Consider the following 17,270-nt stretch of genomic DNA (forward strand, 5'->3'; position numbering starts at 1 on the left):
GAACTGACTGTGGCCTAACTGGGGCGGGCGAACGCCGGGGTCACAGTGCGTCTGCCTCGGCCAGCAGTGCGGCAGCCTGGCGCACCATGGTTTTGGCCCTCTCGACGGTGATGAGGGTCGAGGAGTAGTGCGCAGCGTCTTTGTCCGCGAGCAAGCGCCTGAGTTTGGTGGGCAGGGTCGTGTCGCGCAGTGCAACCTCGCCGAGCATGATCACAGCCTGTCCGTGATCCTGGCCCCGGCTCCATTTGCCGAGGCTGAGTCCGCAGATGGCATCGGTCGCGGCGATGCCAGCCAAGACGGCCAGGGCTGCTGCGACGTGGGCCTCACGGCGGTCTTCGGTGAGCACAAGTTCGGCGACGTCCAGAAAGGCTCGCGCCTGATCACGACGTGCTCGGCATTCGGCTGGGGCGCAGGTGACGACGCGACCGGAGTGGCGAGGAGTCACCGCAGCCTCCGGAGCAGGTCCAAGAGGCGTTCGCCGTGCACCGGGATGTCGTCGGCACGCCATGAGTCGACCAAGGGATCGGCGTCCCGAGCCATCTGCCCCAAGGTGGCTGGCGTGAGGTCGATGATCTGGGCGGCGTTGCCGGTCCAGGCTCTGATGTGGCGGTCGAGACGGTCGAGTTGATCCAGCCAGGCGCCCTCGTCGATCTGGGCCAAGGGCTCCGGGCGAACAAGCAGCACATCGATGTCGCTGTCCGAGTCGGCGCTGCCCCTTGCGAAGGAACCGAACATGCCGACGTGGATCGGCTCGACCGCCCAGTCGGCCACTTCGCTGCTGATGCGATCGAGAAGCTCCCCTCGCACCCTGGTCAGCCGCTCGATGTGGGGAACGGCCAGGTGCTCACGGTTCAGGTTATAGACGGGGTAGCGAGCAGGCGTCTCGACGAGCACCACTCCCTGCCTGACCAAGCGGGTCAGCACGCGGCGGACCCCCTCGTCGCTGCCCCGCGCAAGACGACGGTGCACCTCTGCTGCAGTGCATCCCGCGGTCGTGGCTGCGAGCACCTGCAGCACCCCAGCATCGAGGGTGGGCGCGATGGTCGTGAGCGGGAAGGACAGGTCCACAAATCCATCATCCAACTATTGTTGGCATGAGTCAACTATAGTTGGCACATCCACCGGGCCTGGGGCTATTTGGGGCCTGGCAACTTGCCAATCCGGTCGGCGATGACGAACGCCATGATGTTGTCGAGCTCGACGGTGAGGTCGGGGGTTTGACCTTTGAGGCATGTGGGGCAACGAAGGGGCCATCGCCGACCGTCGCCTGAGCCAAGGGGCAGGAATCCGGTTCCTTGGCATTGCTTGCAGGTGGTGTAGCCGTCAATGGTCACGATTGCGTGCAGGACGCTCAGCAGGGGGCGCCACGTGCCGACCGTGTTTTGGTTCAGTGCCTGTCGGGCGGTAGCGACGAGCTGGGCGAGCTGGACATCGTTGCGAACGTGCGCGGTCGTGGCCGCGCGTCGGTGAAGAGAGCGCAGTTCTCGCACGATGTCCTGCTGTTGACGATGCAGAGGAACCAGAGCTGCGCCGAGGGCGCGACCGCTCAGGCCTTCGGCTCGCAGAGCGGCCGAGTCTGCGCTGATTTGCTGGTCAAGGTCCAGGAGCTGGGCTTCGAGCGCGTCTGCTTCACCTTCGGGTTGGGCTGGACCCAGCAGGCAGCGTTTGGCGGCGTGTTCGAGCACCTGCGGCGCCGCAAGTACGTGTCTGACGTGTTCCAGGACGGCAGCGTCGACAACGTCGACCGGGACGTTGAGGCAGGACCCGTGCCGGTGGGGATCTGCGGTTGGTAGGTAGTGGTCCCGGCATGAGTAGGTCGGGCGTTGGGTTCCCGCGGTTCGCCCCATGGCCCCGCGCCCGCACGGCATCCGCAGAACGCCCGACAAGAGGTAGGGCCCCCGGGACTGCTGTTGCGGCCCGGTACGGGCCTGTTGCCAAGCTGACCATTGCGCAGACTCCGCTTGGGTGAGGATCGCTGGGATCGAGACGGAGATGCCATCGAAGATCCAGATTCCGGAGGCCGCTCGAAGTGGCGGTTCCCTGAGGGTCCAGCGACGCAGAGAGGCAGCGGACCAGGAAGACGCCCGCGCAGGCTTCATACCCGCCGAGTTCAGCTCTGCCGCAACGGTGGTCGCGTTCGAGCCGTCCACGATCAGTCGTTGGAAGATGGTTCGGATGGTGTCCGCTTGCGCGTCGTGTGTGACCAAGCGTTTACCTCGCTTGGAGGGCGCTGACACGACTCGATACCCGAACGGTGGCGTGGAAGAAACGAATCGTCCTTCATTTTGGGCGGCAGCGCGGCGGCCCTGTTGTGTGCGTTCCGAGATGCGGCGCCGCTCCCACCCGCCAATGACACCCAACACGCCAGAAGTCAGATCGCCGGCGGGAGTGGAGGTGTCCAGGCCTTCGTCGATGAGGACGACATGACACCCGTGTTCACGTAGCTTCTCTACAAGGTTGAGCAGGCCGACCGCCGAGCGGGAGATGCGATCGATTTTGGTGGCCATGACGGCATCCACACCACCGGCTCCGACTCTGGCCAGGAGCCGGTCAAGGCCCGGTCGGGAGTCCAGCACGCCTGAGACACCAGCATCATCAAAGTGCTCAACCAGGACCGCGGCTCGGGCTGTCACAGCTGCGGCCAGGCGGCGCCGCTGGTCGGGCAACGATGTGCCCTTCTCGACCTGCTCAGCTGTCGAGACCCTCGCGTAGGTCACGACCCGCACCCGGTCGCTCACGACGCCCTGCGGCTCACCTTCAGTGAAAGAACCCGCTGCTCGGGAGGCAAGAGGGCTTCGATCAGACGGGTGAGGACTTTGGGATCCACCTGATCCCGAAACCTCACCCGAACCCGCACCCCGCCCACTGGTGGAAGACGCCTCTGCCATTCGCTCATACCCCCCGAAGGCCGACGAGGCACTGCGGGCGGTCAACCCGCAACAGCACGGGATAGCCCTGGCAACGGACAAGTAGGCAACCAACAGGGAACGCTGGCTGCCTGCGCCTTCGCCGCCGTCCTCATGCTCGTCGTGAAGTCGGGACCGGTGAAGTCCGCGCTGGCCAAGGTGATCACCGCCGCCCTCGGAACGGGCACGTGACCCCAGCCGTCCGCCGCGAGGCCGGCATGGTCACGGCCGAGATCGCCGTGGCCCTGCCGGCCCTCGTGCTGGTGCTCACCCTTGGGCTCGGGGCCGTGGGTGCGGTGACCGACCACCTGCGGTGCGTCGACGCCGCGAGGACGGGTGCTCGACTGCTCGCACGCGGGGAGCCGGTCGAGGAGGTGCGGCGAGAGGTTGCCCGGCAGTCGCCTGAGGGTGCCCGGATCGCTCTCGCCGTCGGCCCCGGCAGCGTGCAGGTCGACGTCAGCACCGACCTGCCCACCGTCCTGTCGGCGCTCGGGGTGCGGGGTCGACCTCGTGGAGTCGCCCATGCCGTCCCGGAGGCCGCTCCATGACGACGGCTGACGAGCGCGGCTCGGGGACGGTGCTCGTCACCGCCGTGGCGGGGACACTCCTCATCGTGTCCGTCGCCGTCGTCCAGATCGGAGCGGCGGCGAGTGCCGCACACCGTGCGCGCGCAGCGGCGGATCTCTCCGCCCTGGCTGCCGCCAGCGCCTTGCAGCAGGGTCTGGCCGACCCGTGCGGCCGGGCCGAGGAGTTGGCGAGCCGCAACGCCGCCCGGCTGCAGTCCTGTCGCCTGACCGACGGCGCATCGGTGCAGGTGCGAGTGCTCACCGACGTGAGCGCTGGCTGGCCGGGGGTGGCGCGGACCGCCACGGCGTCGGCGAGGGCGGGACCGGCGCAGGACCCTGCTCAGTGAACGACCGTCAGACGCGACGAGCACCCGTGTCCGCCGACCGGCCCTCGTGGTCATGAGGGGCCGGTGCGCCCGGGAGCTGGACCTGGGCCGTGGTCCACGCGTGCGCCGGCGCCCGGACGTGAAAGGCCCGGCACGGCATCATCAGCTGATGCGGTGCCGGGCCTCCGGTCTCGCAGAACCCCCGCAGGGTCAGCGCTGGTCGCGGGGAAGGTCTCGGGTCGGCTCCGTGTGGCGGCCCGGGAGGTCCTGATCCTGCGTGGCTCGAGGCTGCGTGGTCTGGTACTGGGCGTTCTGGCTCTCGGCGATCTCGGCGCGGCGACGGGCCTCCTCGGTCGAGAGGTGCTGCTCCTCGACGCGCTCGTCGGCCTCGCGTCGCAGCGCGGTGGTCTCCTGCTCGCGCAGCTGACGCTCCTCGGCCAGCTGGCGCTCACGCTGGGCGAACTCCTCCTGCATGCGCCGCTCGTCATCGAGTCGCCGCTGCTCGGCCAGGGTGGCCTGCTCCTTGGCGTCACGGCGCCGACGGGAGCTGCGACGCATGCCGCCGCGCATGAGGGCCCATCCGAGCCAGAAGACGGTGATGACGGCGGCACCGGTGATGAGCAGAGCGAGCGGGGGGAGGCTGACCGTGCCGTTGAGGACGTCGATGTCGACCCCGTCGGTGAGGGCCCGCGTCCCCTCGAAGAGGAGGATTCCGGCGGCGACGGCGAGCAGGACGAGGATGAGTCCGAGGATGATCACGCCTGCGAGGCTAGCGCGATCGAGAGCCGTTGTGCCTGATCAGCGCACCCGAGTCGAGCCGGCGCCTCCTGCGGGTGGCCGCGCGGTCGCTCCGGCACCCGCACCCGCAGACCAGGGGTCAGGCCGGTCGCGACATGAGGACGACGTCGAGCAGACGGACCGCTCGCTCCTTGTCGAGCGGCTCGTTGCCGTTGCCGCACTTCGGCGACTGCACGCAGGCGGGGCATCCACGCTCGCACCGGCACCGGGCGATGGCATCGCGGGTCGCCTCGATCCACTCGCCGAACGCCGTGTGGGCGCGCTCGGCGAAGCCGGCACCCCCCGGGTAGCCGTCGTAGACCATGATCGTCGGCAGGCCGGTGTCCGGGTGCTGGTCGGTCGACACCCCGCCGACGTCCCAGCGGTCGGAGGTCGCCACGAGCGGCAGCATCCCGATGGCCGCGTGCTCGGCGGCGTGGGCGGCTCCGGGGATCTGTGCCTCGTCGATCCCGGCGGCCTCGAGCAGGTCGACGGGCATCGTCCACCAGACGCCGCGGGTGACGAGCGAGCGCTCGGGCAGGTCGAGCGGGTGCGTCCCGAGCACCTCACCCGAGGGCAGGCGCCGGAGGAACGACGTCACCTGGCTCGTGACGCGCACCGAGCCGAAGCAGACGTCGACCTCGCCCCACTGCACCGTGCGCTGGGCGCCGAGGATCTCGAACGAGCTGCGTGACTGCGAGTGCGTGCTCCAGCCCGGGTCGCCGCGGACGACGGTCGCCGTCGCCGACTCGAGGTCGAGGTCGGTGACGACGAACGGGTCGCCCTGGTGCACGTGCACCGCGCCGGTGTGGACCTGCGAGTGCGCCGACGCCTCGTCGATGGTGCCGAGCACCCGGCCACTGCGTCGCTCGACGATCGAGACCACTTCCGTGGTGCCGCGGAGGTTGACGTGGTCGCCGGGCCGGTCGTCACGCGCCCAGAACCACCCGGTCGGGCGACGGCGGAGGATGCCTCGCTCGACGAGCAGGTCGAGGACGCCCCTCGCGCCGGTGCCGAACATCGGCAGGTCGGCCTCGGTCAGCGGCAGCTCGTGCGCCGCGGCCGCGAGGTGGGGCGCGAGCACGTGCGGGTTGGCCGGGTCCATGACCGTCGACTCGATCGGGGCGCCGAAGATCGCCTCGGGGTGGTCCAGGAGATAGGTGTCGAGCGGGTCGTCCGCCGCGATGAACATCGCGAGAGACGCGCGACCAGAGCGCCCGGCGCGCCCGGCCTGCTGCCAGAGGTTGGCGCGACGCCCGGGCCACCCGGCCATGAGCACGGCGTCGAGCCCGCTGATGTCGACCCCGAGCTCCAGTGCGTTGGTCGCCGCGAGCCCACGGAGCTCTCCGTCGCGCAGCGCCCGCTCGAGCTCGCGCCGCTCCTGGGGGAGATAACCGCCCCGGTATGCCGCAATGGTCGCCTCCGGTGTGCCGCCCACCTGGCCGAGGCGGCGACGTGCGGACGAGGCGAGCGACTCGACCCCGGCCCGGCTGCGGGCGAAGGCGAGGGTCTGGACCCCCCGGTCGACGAGCTCGGCGAGCAGCTCGGCCGTCTCGGTCGTCGCTGACCGGCGGGACTCGTCGATGGTGGGCGGCTCCCACAGCGCGAAGGTGAGCGCCTCGCGAGGTGAGCCGTCGACCTCGACGGGACTGACCGGCATACCGATGAGGCGTGAGGCGTGGGACGCGGGGTGGCTCACGGTCGCGGAGGCGAGCACGAAGGTCGGGTCGGCGCGGTAGCGGGTCGTCACCCGGCGCAGCCGGCGGAGCACGGACGAGACGTGCGACCCGAACACGCCGCGGTAGATGTGGCACTCGTCGATGACGACGTACTGGAGGGACCGCAGGAACGGTGACCAGTGCTGGTGGCCCGGGAGCAGGGAGTGGTGCAGCAGGTCCGGGTTGGTGAGGACGACGTTGGCGTGCCCGCGGATCCAGCGGCGCTCGTCGGTGGGGGTGTCGCCGTCATAGGTGGCAGCCCGCACGCCCGGGATGGCCAGCGCCTCGATGCGAGCGAGCTGGTCGGCGGCGAGGGCCTTGGTGGGCGCGACGTAGAGGACGGTGGCGCCGCGACCGGTCGGCGATGCCAGCCCCTCGACGACGGCGGACAGCCCGGGGACGAGGTAGCCCAGGCTCTTGCCCGAAGCCGTGCCGGTCGACAGCACGACGTGCGAGCCCGCGTGGGCGAGGTCCATCGCCTCGCGCTGGTGCGACCACGGCTGGGCGATGCCGCTGCCGGTGAGGCTGGCCAGGACGGGCGCGGCGACCCACTCCGGCCACTCGGCGACACGCGCCGCACGGGCGGGGAGGTGCTCGACGTGACGCAGCCGAGGGCTGCGGTCACCGGCCGCGAGTGCGGCGAGGATCGCAGTCGGCTCGGCAGATGTCGACATGGGGGTTACGGTAATGCCGTACGCCGACAGCGCTGCCAGCTTCCTGGCCTGCGTGGATGCATCTACGACCTGGATCCGGAGCCTCGGATGCCGGACTGATCAAGGAGCCTGGCCGAAGTGAAGCTCAGCGTGTCGATGACCGAGCGCGAGGACGTCGTCATCGTGACCGTCGCGGGTGAGGTCGACGTCTACACCGCCCCCCAGCTGCGTTCCGTCCTCGAGGAGCGGGCTGCCGCCGACCAGACGAGGATCGTCGTCGACCTCCAGGGTGTCGGCTTCCTCGACTCGACCGGGCTCGGTGTCCTCGTCGGGCGCCTCAAGGCGGTCCGCAAGCTCGGCGGCACGCTGCACGTGGTCTGCACCGACGAGCGCATCCTGCGGCTGTTCGCCATCACCGGGCTCGACCAGGTCCTGCCGGTCCACGCCACGGTCGACGAGGCGCTCGCGTCGGTCGACGACGACGTCCAGGAGCCGGACCTCTCCGACTGACGCACCCATGGTCCGGGCGCCTCAGGGCGTGAGAGCAGTCACACCGGGGCACAGGCCCTTCATGTGACTTGAGTCACCGGGTAAGGTCCACCCCGCGCCTGCCTGTGGGCATTCGGTCCCGGGCCTCGACGGCGCACACCCGTCAAGGAGGATGGAATGGCTGCACTCGCGCTCGCACCAGCCGAGGCGAGTTCCACGCTGGACCTCACCGGATCGAACGTCACCCTGGTCCTGGGGGTCGCGGTCATCGCCGTGATCGCCCTCGTCATGGGGTTCGTCTTCCGGGCACAGGTCCTGCGTGCGGACACTGGAACCGACAAGATGCGCGAGATCGGCGCTGCGGTCGAGGAGGGGGCCGCGGCCTACCTCACGCGACAGTTCAAGACGCTGAGCATCTTCGTCGTGCTCGTCTTCGGGCTGCTGCTCCTCCTCCCGGCCCCCGACTGGGGCGTGAAGCTGGGTCGCTCCGGCTTCTTCGTCGTCGGCGCGCTCTTCTCCGCCTCGATCGGCTACCTCGGCATGAAGCTGGCCACGAAGGCCAACGTCCGCGTCGCCGCCGCCGCGCGCGGTGAGAACGGTCGCGACGAGGGCATGCGCATTGCCTTCCGCACCGGTGGCACCGTCGGCATGGCGACCGTGGGCCTCGGCCTGCTCGGCGCCTCCGTCGTCGTGCTGCTCTACAAGGCCGAGGCGCCCAAGGTGCTCGAGGGCTTCGGCTTCGGCGCGGCCCTGCTCGCGATGTTCATGCGTGTCGGTGGAGGCATCTTCACCAAGGCCGCCGACGTCGGCGCCGACCTCGTCGGCAAGGTCGAGGCAGGCATCCCCGAGGACGACCCCCGCAACGCCGCGACCATCGCCGACAACGTCGGTGACAACGTGGGCGACTGCGCCGGCATGGCGGCCGACCTCTTCGAGTCGTATGCCGTGATGCTCGTGGCCGCTCTCATCCTCGGCTCCGTGGCGTTCGGCTCCTACGGCCTCGTCTTCCCGCTGCTCGTCCCGGCCATCGGTGCGGTCACCGCCCTCATCGGCGTGTTCATCACCAAGGCGCGCGGCACCCAGAACGCGCTCGACGCCATCAACCAGGGCTTCTACATCTCGGCCGCCATCGCTGCCGTCCTGTCGGCCATCGCTGCGTGGCTCTACCTGCCCGCGACGTTCGCCGAGCTCGGCTCGCGCGACCAGGGCATCGGCGCCCTCGAGGGCAACCCGCGCATCACGGCGATCCTCGCGGTCGTCATCGGCATCGTCCTCGCGGCGATCATCCTCTGGCTCACCGGCTACTTCACCGGCACCGACAAGCGCCCGACCAAGGACGTCGCGCGCACATCGCTCACCGGCGCCGCGACCGTCGTCCTCTCGGGCATCGGTGTCGGCCTCGAGTCGGCCGTCTACACCGCGGCGATCATCGGTGGCGCGGTCTACCTCGCGTTCCTGCTCGGTGGCGGCTCCGTGGCCCTGTCGCTGTTCCTCATCGCGCTCGCCGGCTGTGGACTGCTCACGACCGTCGGTGTCATCGTCGCCATGGACACGTTCGGACCCGTCTCGGACAACGCCCAGGGCATCGCCGAGATGTCGGGCGACGTCGACGAGGAGGCCGCGAAGATCCTCACCGAGCTCGACGCGGTCGGCAACACGACCAAGGCCATCACCAAGGGCATCGCCATCGCGACGGCCGTGCTCGCCGCGACCGCGCTCTTCGGCTCCTACACCGACGCGTGGCAGACGGCGGTCCGCGAGATCACCGACCCGGGCACCACGACGCAGGCGGAGGCCGAGTCCTTCCTCGGCGACGCCCAGGCGCTCGTGACCAACCCGTCCACGCTGGTCGGCCTGCTCCTCGGTGCGGCCGTGGTGTTCCTCTTCTCGGGCCTGGCCATCAACGCGGTGACGCGTGCGGCCGGCGCCATCGTCTTCGAGGTGCGTCGCCAGTTCCGCGACATCCCCGGGATCATGGAGGGCACGACCAAGCCGGAGTACGGCAAGGTCGTCGACATCTGCACCAAGGACTCGCTGCGTGAGCTCGCGACGCCCGGTCTGCTCGCGGCCCTGACCCCGGTGGTCGTCGGCTTCGGCCTCGGCATCGGCGCGCTCGCGGGCTTCCTCGCCGGCGCGATCGGCACCGGCTGCCTCATGGCCGTCTTCCTCGCGAACTCTGGCGGCGCCTGGGACAACGCGAAGAAGATCGTCGAGGACGGCCACCACGGTGGCAAGGGTTCGTCCGCGCACGAGGCCACCGTCATCGGTGACACCGTCGGTGACCCGTTCAAGGACACCGCCGGCCCGGCCATCAACCCGCTCATCAAGGTCATGAACCTCGTGGCCGTGCTCATCGCCCCGGCGATCGTCACGCTGAGCATCGGCGGGGGCGCGAGCGCTCCGATCCGCTACGGCATCGCCGCGGTCGGGTTCATCATCATCGTCACGGCGGTCATGATCTCCAAGCGTCGTGACCTCGCCATCGGTGGCGACGACGACGTCGAGGGTGTCAAGGAGCTGGACGCCTCGGCTCCTGACTCCGGGGCCGTCACCGAGCCGGGCGAGGCCGTCGAAGACGCCCTCGACTCCGACGTCATCGACAACGGTGACCACGTCGAGGTGTCCGCGCGCCGCTGAGGCGGGCCCGACCCGGTCAGAAGTTGGTGAGCCGACCACCCACGGGTGGTCGGCTCACCCATTTCTCCATCGTTCGAGCGCCCTGTGGAGGCCGACGCGGCTCGCCTCGGCGTCCCGCCACGATCGAGCATGCCGACGACCAGACATCACCCTCTGGTGCCGAACCATGGCTGACTCGCTGGCCGACCAGACGTCGAGTCGACGCCTCGCCTTAGGCTGAGGACATGCGCTCCTCGCTCCTCGACCAAGCCGACCTCGGCAACCTCCGCGACGCGTGACTCCGGTGTCCGCTCCCGTCCCGGTCGTCGACGACGACCTCGTCGCGCGGCTCCGCGCCGACCTCACCGCCGCCGACTTCACCGTGACCGGCACCCTGCAGGTCCTCGGTCCCCTCGCCAGCGGCGCCCTCGCCCGCGAGCAGTCGCTGCCCGCGCGCCGGGTGGCCAGCGCCTCCTCGACGCCCGCGGCCACCCTCATCCGGCTCTTCACCCTGGGAGACCCTGTCGACGTCGCCGAGGTGGACCGTGCCCTGCCGACGCTGCGCCTGGCGGGCGCCATCGCGCTGGGTCTCGTCACCGAGGAGGGCGACGGCGTCGTCGCCCGCTTCGACATCCGCCCCTACGCGTCCGACGACCGGCACTGGTGGGTCGCGTCCGACCTCGCCGAGGTCGCGACCGGGTCGCCGGTGCGCGAGGACCACGTCCTCGGCATCGGCGGCGCGTCGACGACGCTCGCGCAGTGGACGATCCGACGTCCCGTGGCCAAGGCGCTCGACCTCGGCACCGGGTGCGGTGTGCAGGCGCTGCACCTGGGCCACCACGCAGACCACATCGTCGTCACCGACCTCTCCGAGCGCGCCCTCGCCTTCGCGAGGTTCAACGCCGCGCTCAACGAGTGCGCGTGGGACGTCCGGTCCGGGTCGATGCTCGAACCCGTTGCAGGAGAGCGCTTCGACCTCGTCGTGAGCAACCCGCCGTTCGTCATCACCCCGAGGTCGGGAGAGGTCCCGCTCTTCGAGTACCGCGACGGTGGCGCGGCGGGTGACTCCGTCGTGGCGGGACTCGTGCGCTCGGTCGGCGAGCACCTGGAACCCGGAGGAGTCGCGCAGCTCCTCGGGAACTGGGAGGTGCCGCGCGGGTCGACGTGGACCGAGCGGGTCGGCTCATGGCTCGAGGGGGCAGGGGTCGACGCGTGGGTCGTCCAGCGCGAGGTCCAGGACCCCGCCGAGTACGCCGAGACCTGGTCGCGCGACGGTGGTCACCACGCGGGCACGGCGGACTTCGACGCGATGTATGCCGCGTGGCTCGACGACTTCGCATCTCGCGACATCGAGGCGATCGGGTTCGGCGTCATCACCCTCCACCGGCCGGCCACCGACAGAGAGCCGTTCGTCGACCTCATGGACGAGCGTGGACCCGTGCCGGCGGCGATGGGAGACGTCGTGCAGGTCGGTCTCGAGGCGCGCACCTGGCTTGCCGAGCACTCGGACGACGAGGTGCTCGACCGCGCGTGGAAGGGGACACCCGACGTGACCGAGGAGCGGCACACGCTTCCCGGCGCCTCGGACCCGTCGGTCATCGTCGCCCGCCAGGGTGGCGGGCTGGGACGGGTCATCAGGCTCACGACGGTCACCGCGGCATACCTCTCCGTGGCGGACGGCGAGCTCACCCCCAGACAGGGCCGTCGGAGCGATCGCGGGGATCCTCGATCTCGACCCAGCCGAGACCGCGCGCGAGGTCGTCGCGTTCGTCCGGGACGCTGCCAAGGACGGCCTCCTCGTGGCACCGACGGCCTGACCACCGCCCCGAGACATCCAGCAGGCGCTTCGCAACGAACACACCGCAGGGTCGACCCCCCGGCCCTCCCTGCGAAAGTGAGTTGATCCGCAATGAAGCGCATTCTCATCGGAGCCACCGGCGTCGCCGGCCTGGCCGTCGGACTGATGCTGGCACCCGGGGCCGCCCAGGCCGGCCACAGCAACGCCCTCGTCAGTGCCCACCTCACCGGCCGGGCGGAGGTCGCCGCCGACGGTTCCAAGGGCGTCGCGGGTGACCCCAACGGACGGGGCGAGGCCTACGTCTTCGGTGTCGACGGCGACCCGACCACGCTCTGCTACATCCTCGAGGTGAGCCGGGTGGCCGAGCTGGAGCAGGCGCCGGGTGCGCCGCGCATGGCCCACATCCACAAGGGCGCCGAGGGCACCAACGGCCCGGTCGAGGTCAACCTCGCGTTCCCGCAGGGTGGCCAGGCAGCGGACTGCCTCACCGAGGGTGAGGCCGGCAAGGGCCTCGACCCGGGCGAGGTGCAGGCCATCCTCGCCAACCCGTCGGCGTACTACGTCAACGTCCACAACGGCGAGTACCCCAGCGGCGCCGTGCGCGGTCAGCTGCACGCGGACGACTGAGGGCGAGCCCGATCGGGTCGCCGCGCCTATGTTGGAGGCATGAGCGAACACCCGGACGACAGCACCAGCCAGGCCGACCCGACCCTCGAGGAGAGCGGCGCGGTCTCGGAGGCAGGGTCGAGCGCCCTCAACCCCGAGACCGCGCTCGGGGGAGCGGACAGCGTGCCCGACACCCCCGACGTCAACGACCCCGTCGAGGACGGGTCGACCGACCTCAACGAGCCCGGTCAGGAGTCCGACAACCACTGACCGGGCTCGCCGGGGGAGTGAGTGACGCGGGTCGTCCAGTCTCCCGACCCCGCCCCGTGAGCACGTGAGGTGAGCCAGTTGTGAGTGAGCGCTCACTCACTCATACTTGAGGGCGTGACTCCTCGCGCCCCCGCCATGGCCCCCGACGAACGTCGGGCCTCGATCATCGCCGCCACGCTGCCGCTGCTCCGGGAGCGTGGGAGGGCGGTGAGCACCAAGGACATCGCCAGGGCCGCCGGGATCGCCGAGGGCACGATCTTCCGCGTCTTCGACAGCAAGGACGCGCTGGTCGACGCGGCGATCCACGACGCCTTCGACAACTCGACGCTCATCACCGAGATTGCCGCCGTCGACCGCACCGAACCCGTGCGCGACCGGCTCGCCGCCGCGGTCGCGGTCATGCAGGAACACCTCCAGGGCGTCATCGCCCTCATCACCGTCCTGCAGTCGTCCGGCCACGAGATGCACCCACCCCACGGGGGAGAGGCGCACCGTCGACGGGAGGAGGCGACGGCACAGCTCGACGCGGCCTTCATCGACCTCATCGGGGCCGACGCCGACCAGCTGCGCATCCCCGCCACGACCTTCATCGGCTACCTGCGCATGCTCACCCTCTCGAGCGTGCACCCGATGCTCGACGGCGAGACCTCCAGCCCGGAGCAGCTCGTCGATGTGCTGCTCGAGGGCGCGCTCGCGCGCCCCACCACCGCTCGCTCCACGTCCACGAGGAAGAGGAAGTAGCCGTGCTGCTCCGACTCATGCGCGACTACCTGCGCCCGTACCGCGGCTCGCTCGCCGTGCTCGTCCTGCTCCAGCTGGCGGGCACGATCGCCTCGCTCTACCTCCCCAGCCTCAACGGCAAGATCATCGACGAGGGGGTGGCCAAGGGCGACACCGGCTACATCATGTCGACCGGCGGCTGGATGCTCGCCGTGTCGCTCGTCCAGATCGCCGCCACCGTGGCCGCGACCTACCTCGGCGCCAAGGCGGCCGCCGGCCTCGGGCGCGACCTGCGCGCCGGGATCTTCGCCAAGGTCGGGGACTTCTCTGCGCAGGAGGTGTCCCGCTTCGGTGCCCCGACGCTCATCTCGCGCAACACCAACGACGTCACGCAGGTCCAGACGGTCGTCTTCATGGGCGCCGCGATGATGGTCTCCGCCCCGATCATGATGGTCGGCGGCATCGTCATGGCGCTGCGGGAGGACGTCGGTCTGTCCTGGCTCGTGGCGGTCGCCGTGCCGCTCCTCGCCCTCTGCGTCTCGCTCGTCATCCGCCGGATGATCCCCAACTTCCGGCTCATGCAGGAGTCCGTCGACTGGGTCAACCGCGTCCTGCGCGAGCAGATCACCGGCATCCGGGTCGTGCGGGCGTTCGTGCGTGAGGACCACGAGCGTGCGCGCTTCGCCGAGGCCAACACGCAGTACACCGGCACCGCGCTCGCCGTCGGGCGGCTCATGGCGCTGGTCTTCCCGATCGTCATGCTCATCTTCAACGCCTCGACCGTCGCCGTGCTCTGGTTCGGCGCCCAACGTGTCGACAGCGGGCAGATGCAGGTCGGGGCGCTCACGGCGTTCATGGCCTACCTCATGCAGATCCTCATGTCGGTGATGATGGCGACCTTCATGTCGATGATGATCCCGCGGGCCACCGTCTCGGCCGGGCGCATCGCCGAGGTGCTCGACACCGACTCGACCGTCGTCCAGCCGATCCAGCCGGTCGCGCTTCCGTCCGGTGGCACGACGCTCGAGCTGCGCGACGTCGAGTTCGCCTACCCGGGCGCAGATGTCCCTGTGCTCCAAGGGGTCTCGCTCACGGCGGAGCCCGGTCGCACCACGGCGATCATCGGCAGCACCGGCTCGGGCAAGTCCACGCTGATCTCGCTCATCCCGCGCCTCTACGACGTCACCGACGGCGCGGTTCTGCTCGGCGGGGTCGACGTGCGGGACGCCACGCTCGAAGACGTGTGGAGCCGGATCGGCCTCGTCCCGCAGAAGCCCTACCTCTTCACCGGCACGGTCGCCTCGAACCTCCGCTACGGCGACGCGGACGCCACCGACGACGAGCTCTGGGAGGCGCTGCGCATCGCCCAGGCCGAGGACTTCGTCCGCGCGATGCCCGACGGGCTCGAGTCCGCGATCGCCCAGGGGGGCACGAACGTCTCGGGCGGTCAGCGCCAGCGCCTGGCCATCGCGCGGGCGCTCGTGGCCAAACCCGACGTCTACCTCTTCGACGACAGCTTCTCGGCGCTCGACCTCTCGACCGACGCGAGGCTGCGGGCGGCACTCAAGCCGGTCACCCGGCATACGACGGTTGTCGTTGTCGCACAGCGGGTCTCGACGATCATCGACGCCGACCACATCGTCGTCCTCGAGGACGGAGCGGTCGTCGGGTCGGGCACCCACGACGAGCTGCTCGAGACCTGCCCGACCTACCTCGAGATCGTCGAGAGCCAGCGCAGCGCAGGGGAGGCGGCAGCATGAGCACCGACCGGATCCTCACCGAGGAGGAGAAGGCCGCCGAGCGGCGCCGCGGCCCCGGAGCCACGCAGCGAGGCGGCCCACCGCACATGCGGATCGGTCAGCCCGGCGAGAAGTCGACGAACTTCCGCGGGTCGGCCAAGCGCCTGCTCGCCCTCCTGCGACCCGAGAGCCTTGCCCTGTATGCCGTCCTGGCCTTCGCGCTGGGGAGCGTCGCCCTCAACGCGGTCGGGCCCAAGATCCTCGGGCGCGCCACCGACCTCATCTTCGCCGGGGTCGTCGGGAAGCAGCTGCCCGACGAGGGCACCGTCCCGCAGATCGTCGCCGGCCTGCGCGCGCGTGGTCAGGACACGTTCGCCGACCTCGTCGAGGGGATGCCCTTCCTCGTCCCGGGTGCCGGCATCGACTTCGGTGCCGTCGGGCGGGTGCTGGTCATCGTGCTCGCGATCTACGTCGTCGCCAGCCTGCTGCAGTGGGCGATGGGCTGGATCCTCACCGGTGCCGTGAACCGCACGATCTTCAACCTGCGCCGTGACGTCGAGGACAAGCTCAACCGGCTGCCCCTGCCGTACTTCGACAGCCAGCCCCGTGGCGAGCTGCTCAGCCGGGTCACCAACGACATCGACAACGTCTCGCAGAGCCTGCAGCAGACGCTGAGCCAGCTGCTCACCTCGCTGCTCACCGTCATCGCCATGGTGGCGATGATGCTCTGGATCTCACCGCTGCTGGCGCTCATCGCGCTCGTGACGATCCCGTTGACGATGGTCGTCACGGCGGTCATCGGCAAGCGGTCGCAGAAGCACTTCGTGCAGCAGTGGAAGTCCACCGGCGAGCTCAACGGGATCGTCGAGGAGACCTTCACCGGTCACCAGCTGGTCAAAGTGTTCGGCCGCCAGGAGGAGGCGCGCGCGGCCTTCCGGGCCAAGAACGACGACCTCTTCGACGCCGGGTTCGGGGCGCAGTTCGTGAGCGGCATCATCATGCCGACGATGATGTTCATCGGGAACCTCAACTACGTCATCATCGCCGTCGTCGGTGGGCTGCGCGTGGCGAGCGGCTCGATGACCCTGGGTGACGTGCAGGCCTTCATCCAGTACTCCCGCCAGTTCACCCAGCCGCTCACGCAGGTGGCCTCGATGGCGAACCTCATGCAGTCCGGTGTCGCCTCCGCCGAGCGGGTCTTCGACGTCCTCGACGCACCCGAGCAGCAGGCCGAGGCGAGCACGCCGACCGTGCTCGACGACCCCCACGGTCGCGTCGAGTTCGACGGGGTGTCCTTCTCCTACTCCCCGGACAAGCCGCTCATCGAGGACCTCGACCTCACCGTCGAGCCGGGCCAGATGGTCGCGATCGTCGGTCCTACCGGTGCCGGCAAGACGACCCTGGTCAACCTCATCATGCGGTTCTACGAGCTCGACGCCGGCCGCATCACCCTCGACGGCGTCGACATCACCGACCTCTCGCGGCACAACCTGCGCGGCGAGATCGGCATGGTCCTCCAGGACACCTGGCTCTTCGGCGGGACGATCCGCGACAACATCGCCTACGGCCGCCCCGACGCGACCGAGGAGGAGGTCGTGGCCGCGGCGCAGGCCACCTACGTCGACCGCTTCGTGCACTCGCTGCCCGACGGCTACGACACGGTGCTCGACGCGGAGGCCGGCAACATCAGCGCCGGCGAGAAGCAGCTCGTCACCATCGCCCGGGCGTTCCTCTCGGACCCGGCGCTGCTCATCCTCGACGAGGCGACCTCGTCGGTCGACACCCGCACCGAGCAGCTCGTGCAGCGTGCGATGTCGGCGCTGCGCCGGGACCGGACGAGCTTCGTCATCGCGCACCGCCTCTCGACGATCCGCGACGCCGACCTCATCCTCGTCATGCAGGACGGTCGCATCGTCGAGCAGGGTTCGCACGCAGACCTGCTCGCCGCCGGTGGCGCCTTCGCGCAGCTGTATGCCGCACAGTTCCGTTCCGCTGTCGCCGAGCCCGCCGAGTAGCCCACCTCCTCACACGCGCGTCGAGCGCGACTTATTGCCAGTTGTGGCGCCGACCGTGGTCGGCGCGCCGA

At 70.0% G+C, this 17,270-nt stretch carries 16 protein-coding genes; 11 read left to right on the forward strand and 5 right to left on the reverse strand.

Annotated features, from left to right (window positions below):
- Nucleotides 1-40: 40 nt before the first annotated feature.
- From LL946_RS10885 to LL946_RS10895, 3 genes are all read right to left on the reverse strand, one after another.
- On the reverse strand, nt 41-445 hold the full coding sequence (locus LL946_RS10885) for a hypothetical protein (RefSeq protein ID WP_404380530.1): 405 nt from the start codon (nt 443-445) through the stop codon (nt 41-43).
- Nucleotides 442-1,068 carry a nucleotidyltransferase domain-containing protein gene (locus LL946_RS10890; RefSeq protein ID WP_404380532.1) on the reverse strand — a complete coding sequence of 209 codons (627 nt, stop codon included), beginning with the start codon at nt 1,066-1,068 and terminating at the stop codon, nt 442-444. Before LL946_RS10890 ends, LL946_RS10885 begins: the two co-directional genes overlap by 4 nt.
- Before the next feature lie 65 nt (nt 1,069-1,133).
- A complete protein-coding gene (locus LL946_RS10895; RefSeq protein ID WP_404380534.1) occupies nt 1,134-2,888 on the reverse strand; it encodes a recombinase family protein in 1,755 nt (584 codons plus the stop codon).
- A 132-nt stretch (nt 2,889-3,020) separates the two neighbouring features.
- On the opposite strand from LL946_RS10895, the gene LL946_RS10900 reads away from it, so the two are divergent.
- Genes LL946_RS10900 through LL946_RS10910 form a run of 3 tightly spaced genes read left to right on the forward strand, consistent with a single transcriptional unit; the run spans nt 3,021 to nt 3,819 of the window.
- Nucleotides 3,021-3,098 carry a hypothetical protein gene (locus LL946_RS10900; protein WP_404386863.1) on the forward strand — a complete coding sequence of 26 codons (78 nt, stop codon included), beginning with the start codon at nt 3,021-3,023 and terminating at the stop codon, nt 3,096-3,098.
- On the forward strand, nt 3,095-3,454 hold the full coding sequence (locus LL946_RS10905; protein ID WP_404380536.1) for a TadE family type IV pilus minor pilin: 360 nt from the start codon (nt 3,095-3,097) through the stop codon (nt 3,452-3,454). Before LL946_RS10900 ends, LL946_RS10905 begins: the two co-directional genes overlap by 4 nt.
- Complete coding sequence (locus LL946_RS10910; protein WP_404380538.1) at nt 3,451-3,819, forward strand: Rv3654c family TadE-like protein; 369 nt, start codon at nt 3,451-3,453, stop codon at nt 3,817-3,819. The genes LL946_RS10905 and LL946_RS10910 overlap by 4 nt, the downstream gene beginning before the upstream one ends.
- Nucleotides 3,820-4,008: 189 nt before the next feature.
- On the opposite strand, the gene LL946_RS10915 is transcribed toward LL946_RS10910, so the two are convergent.
- Both LL946_RS10915 and LL946_RS10920 read right to left on the reverse strand, forming a co-directional pair.
- Nucleotides 4,009-4,557 (reverse strand): hypothetical protein, encoded by a 549-nt coding sequence (locus LL946_RS10915; RefSeq protein WP_404380540.1) that lies wholly within the window; start codon nt 4,555-4,557, stop codon nt 4,009-4,011.
- Between the two features lie 118 nt (nt 4,558-4,675).
- Nucleotides 4,676-6,967 (reverse strand): DEAD/DEAH box helicase, encoded by a 2,292-nt coding sequence (locus LL946_RS10920; protein ID WP_404380542.1) that lies wholly within the window; start codon nt 6,965-6,967, stop codon nt 4,676-4,678.
- A 117-nt stretch (nt 6,968-7,084) separates the two neighbouring features.
- Here LL946_RS10920 and LL946_RS10925 point away from each other — a divergent pair, with 117 nt between their 5' ends.
- From LL946_RS10925 to LL946_RS10960, 8 genes are all read left to right on the forward strand, one after another.
- Nucleotides 7,085-7,456, forward strand: a complete 372-nt coding sequence (locus LL946_RS10925; RefSeq protein ID WP_404380544.1) for an anti-sigma factor antagonist — start codon at nt 7,085-7,087, stop codon at nt 7,454-7,456.
- A gap of 156 nt (nt 7,457-7,612) precedes the next feature.
- Nucleotides 7,613-10,072, forward strand: coding sequence for a sodium-translocating pyrophosphatase (locus tag LL946_RS10930; protein ID WP_404380546.1), 2,460 nt, complete (start codon nt 7,613-7,615; stop codon nt 10,070-10,072).
- Nucleotides 10,073-10,355: 283 nt separating this feature from the next.
- Entirely contained in the window at nt 10,356-11,954 is a 1,599-nt protein-coding gene (locus LL946_RS10935; RefSeq protein WP_404380548.1) for a methyltransferase, read from the forward strand.
- A gap of 6 nt (nt 11,955-11,960) precedes the next feature.
- A complete protein-coding gene (locus LL946_RS10940) occupies nt 11,961-12,476 on the forward strand; it encodes a CHRD domain-containing protein (protein WP_404380550.1) in 516 nt (171 codons plus the stop codon).
- Nucleotides 12,477-12,515: 39 nt separating this feature from the next.
- Nucleotides 12,516-12,725 (forward strand): hypothetical protein, encoded by a 210-nt coding sequence (locus tag LL946_RS10945; protein WP_404380552.1) that lies wholly within the window; start codon nt 12,516-12,518, stop codon nt 12,723-12,725.
- Nucleotides 12,726-12,839: 114 nt separating this feature from the next.
- Nucleotides 12,840-13,466 (forward strand): TetR/AcrR family transcriptional regulator, encoded by a 627-nt coding sequence (locus tag LL946_RS10950; protein WP_404380554.1) that lies wholly within the window; start codon nt 12,840-12,842, stop codon nt 13,464-13,466.
- 2 nt (nt 13,467-13,468) lie between these two features.
- Nucleotides 13,469-15,205: an ABC transporter ATP-binding protein gene (locus LL946_RS10955; RefSeq protein ID WP_404380556.1), complete on the forward strand. Its 1,737-nt coding sequence runs from the start codon at nt 13,469-13,471 to the stop codon at nt 15,203-15,205.
- Nucleotides 15,202-17,199, forward strand: coding sequence for an ABC transporter ATP-binding protein (locus tag LL946_RS10960; protein WP_404380558.1), 1,998 nt, complete (start codon nt 15,202-15,204; stop codon nt 17,197-17,199). The genes LL946_RS10955 and LL946_RS10960 overlap by 4 nt, the downstream gene beginning before the upstream one ends.
- Nucleotides 17,200-17,270 lie beyond the last annotated feature (71 nt).

It is taken from the genome of Knoellia locipacati (assembly GCF_044791685.1).
Lineage (GTDB): Bacteria > Actinomycetota > Actinomycetes > Actinomycetales > Dermatophilaceae > Knoellia > Knoellia locipacati_A.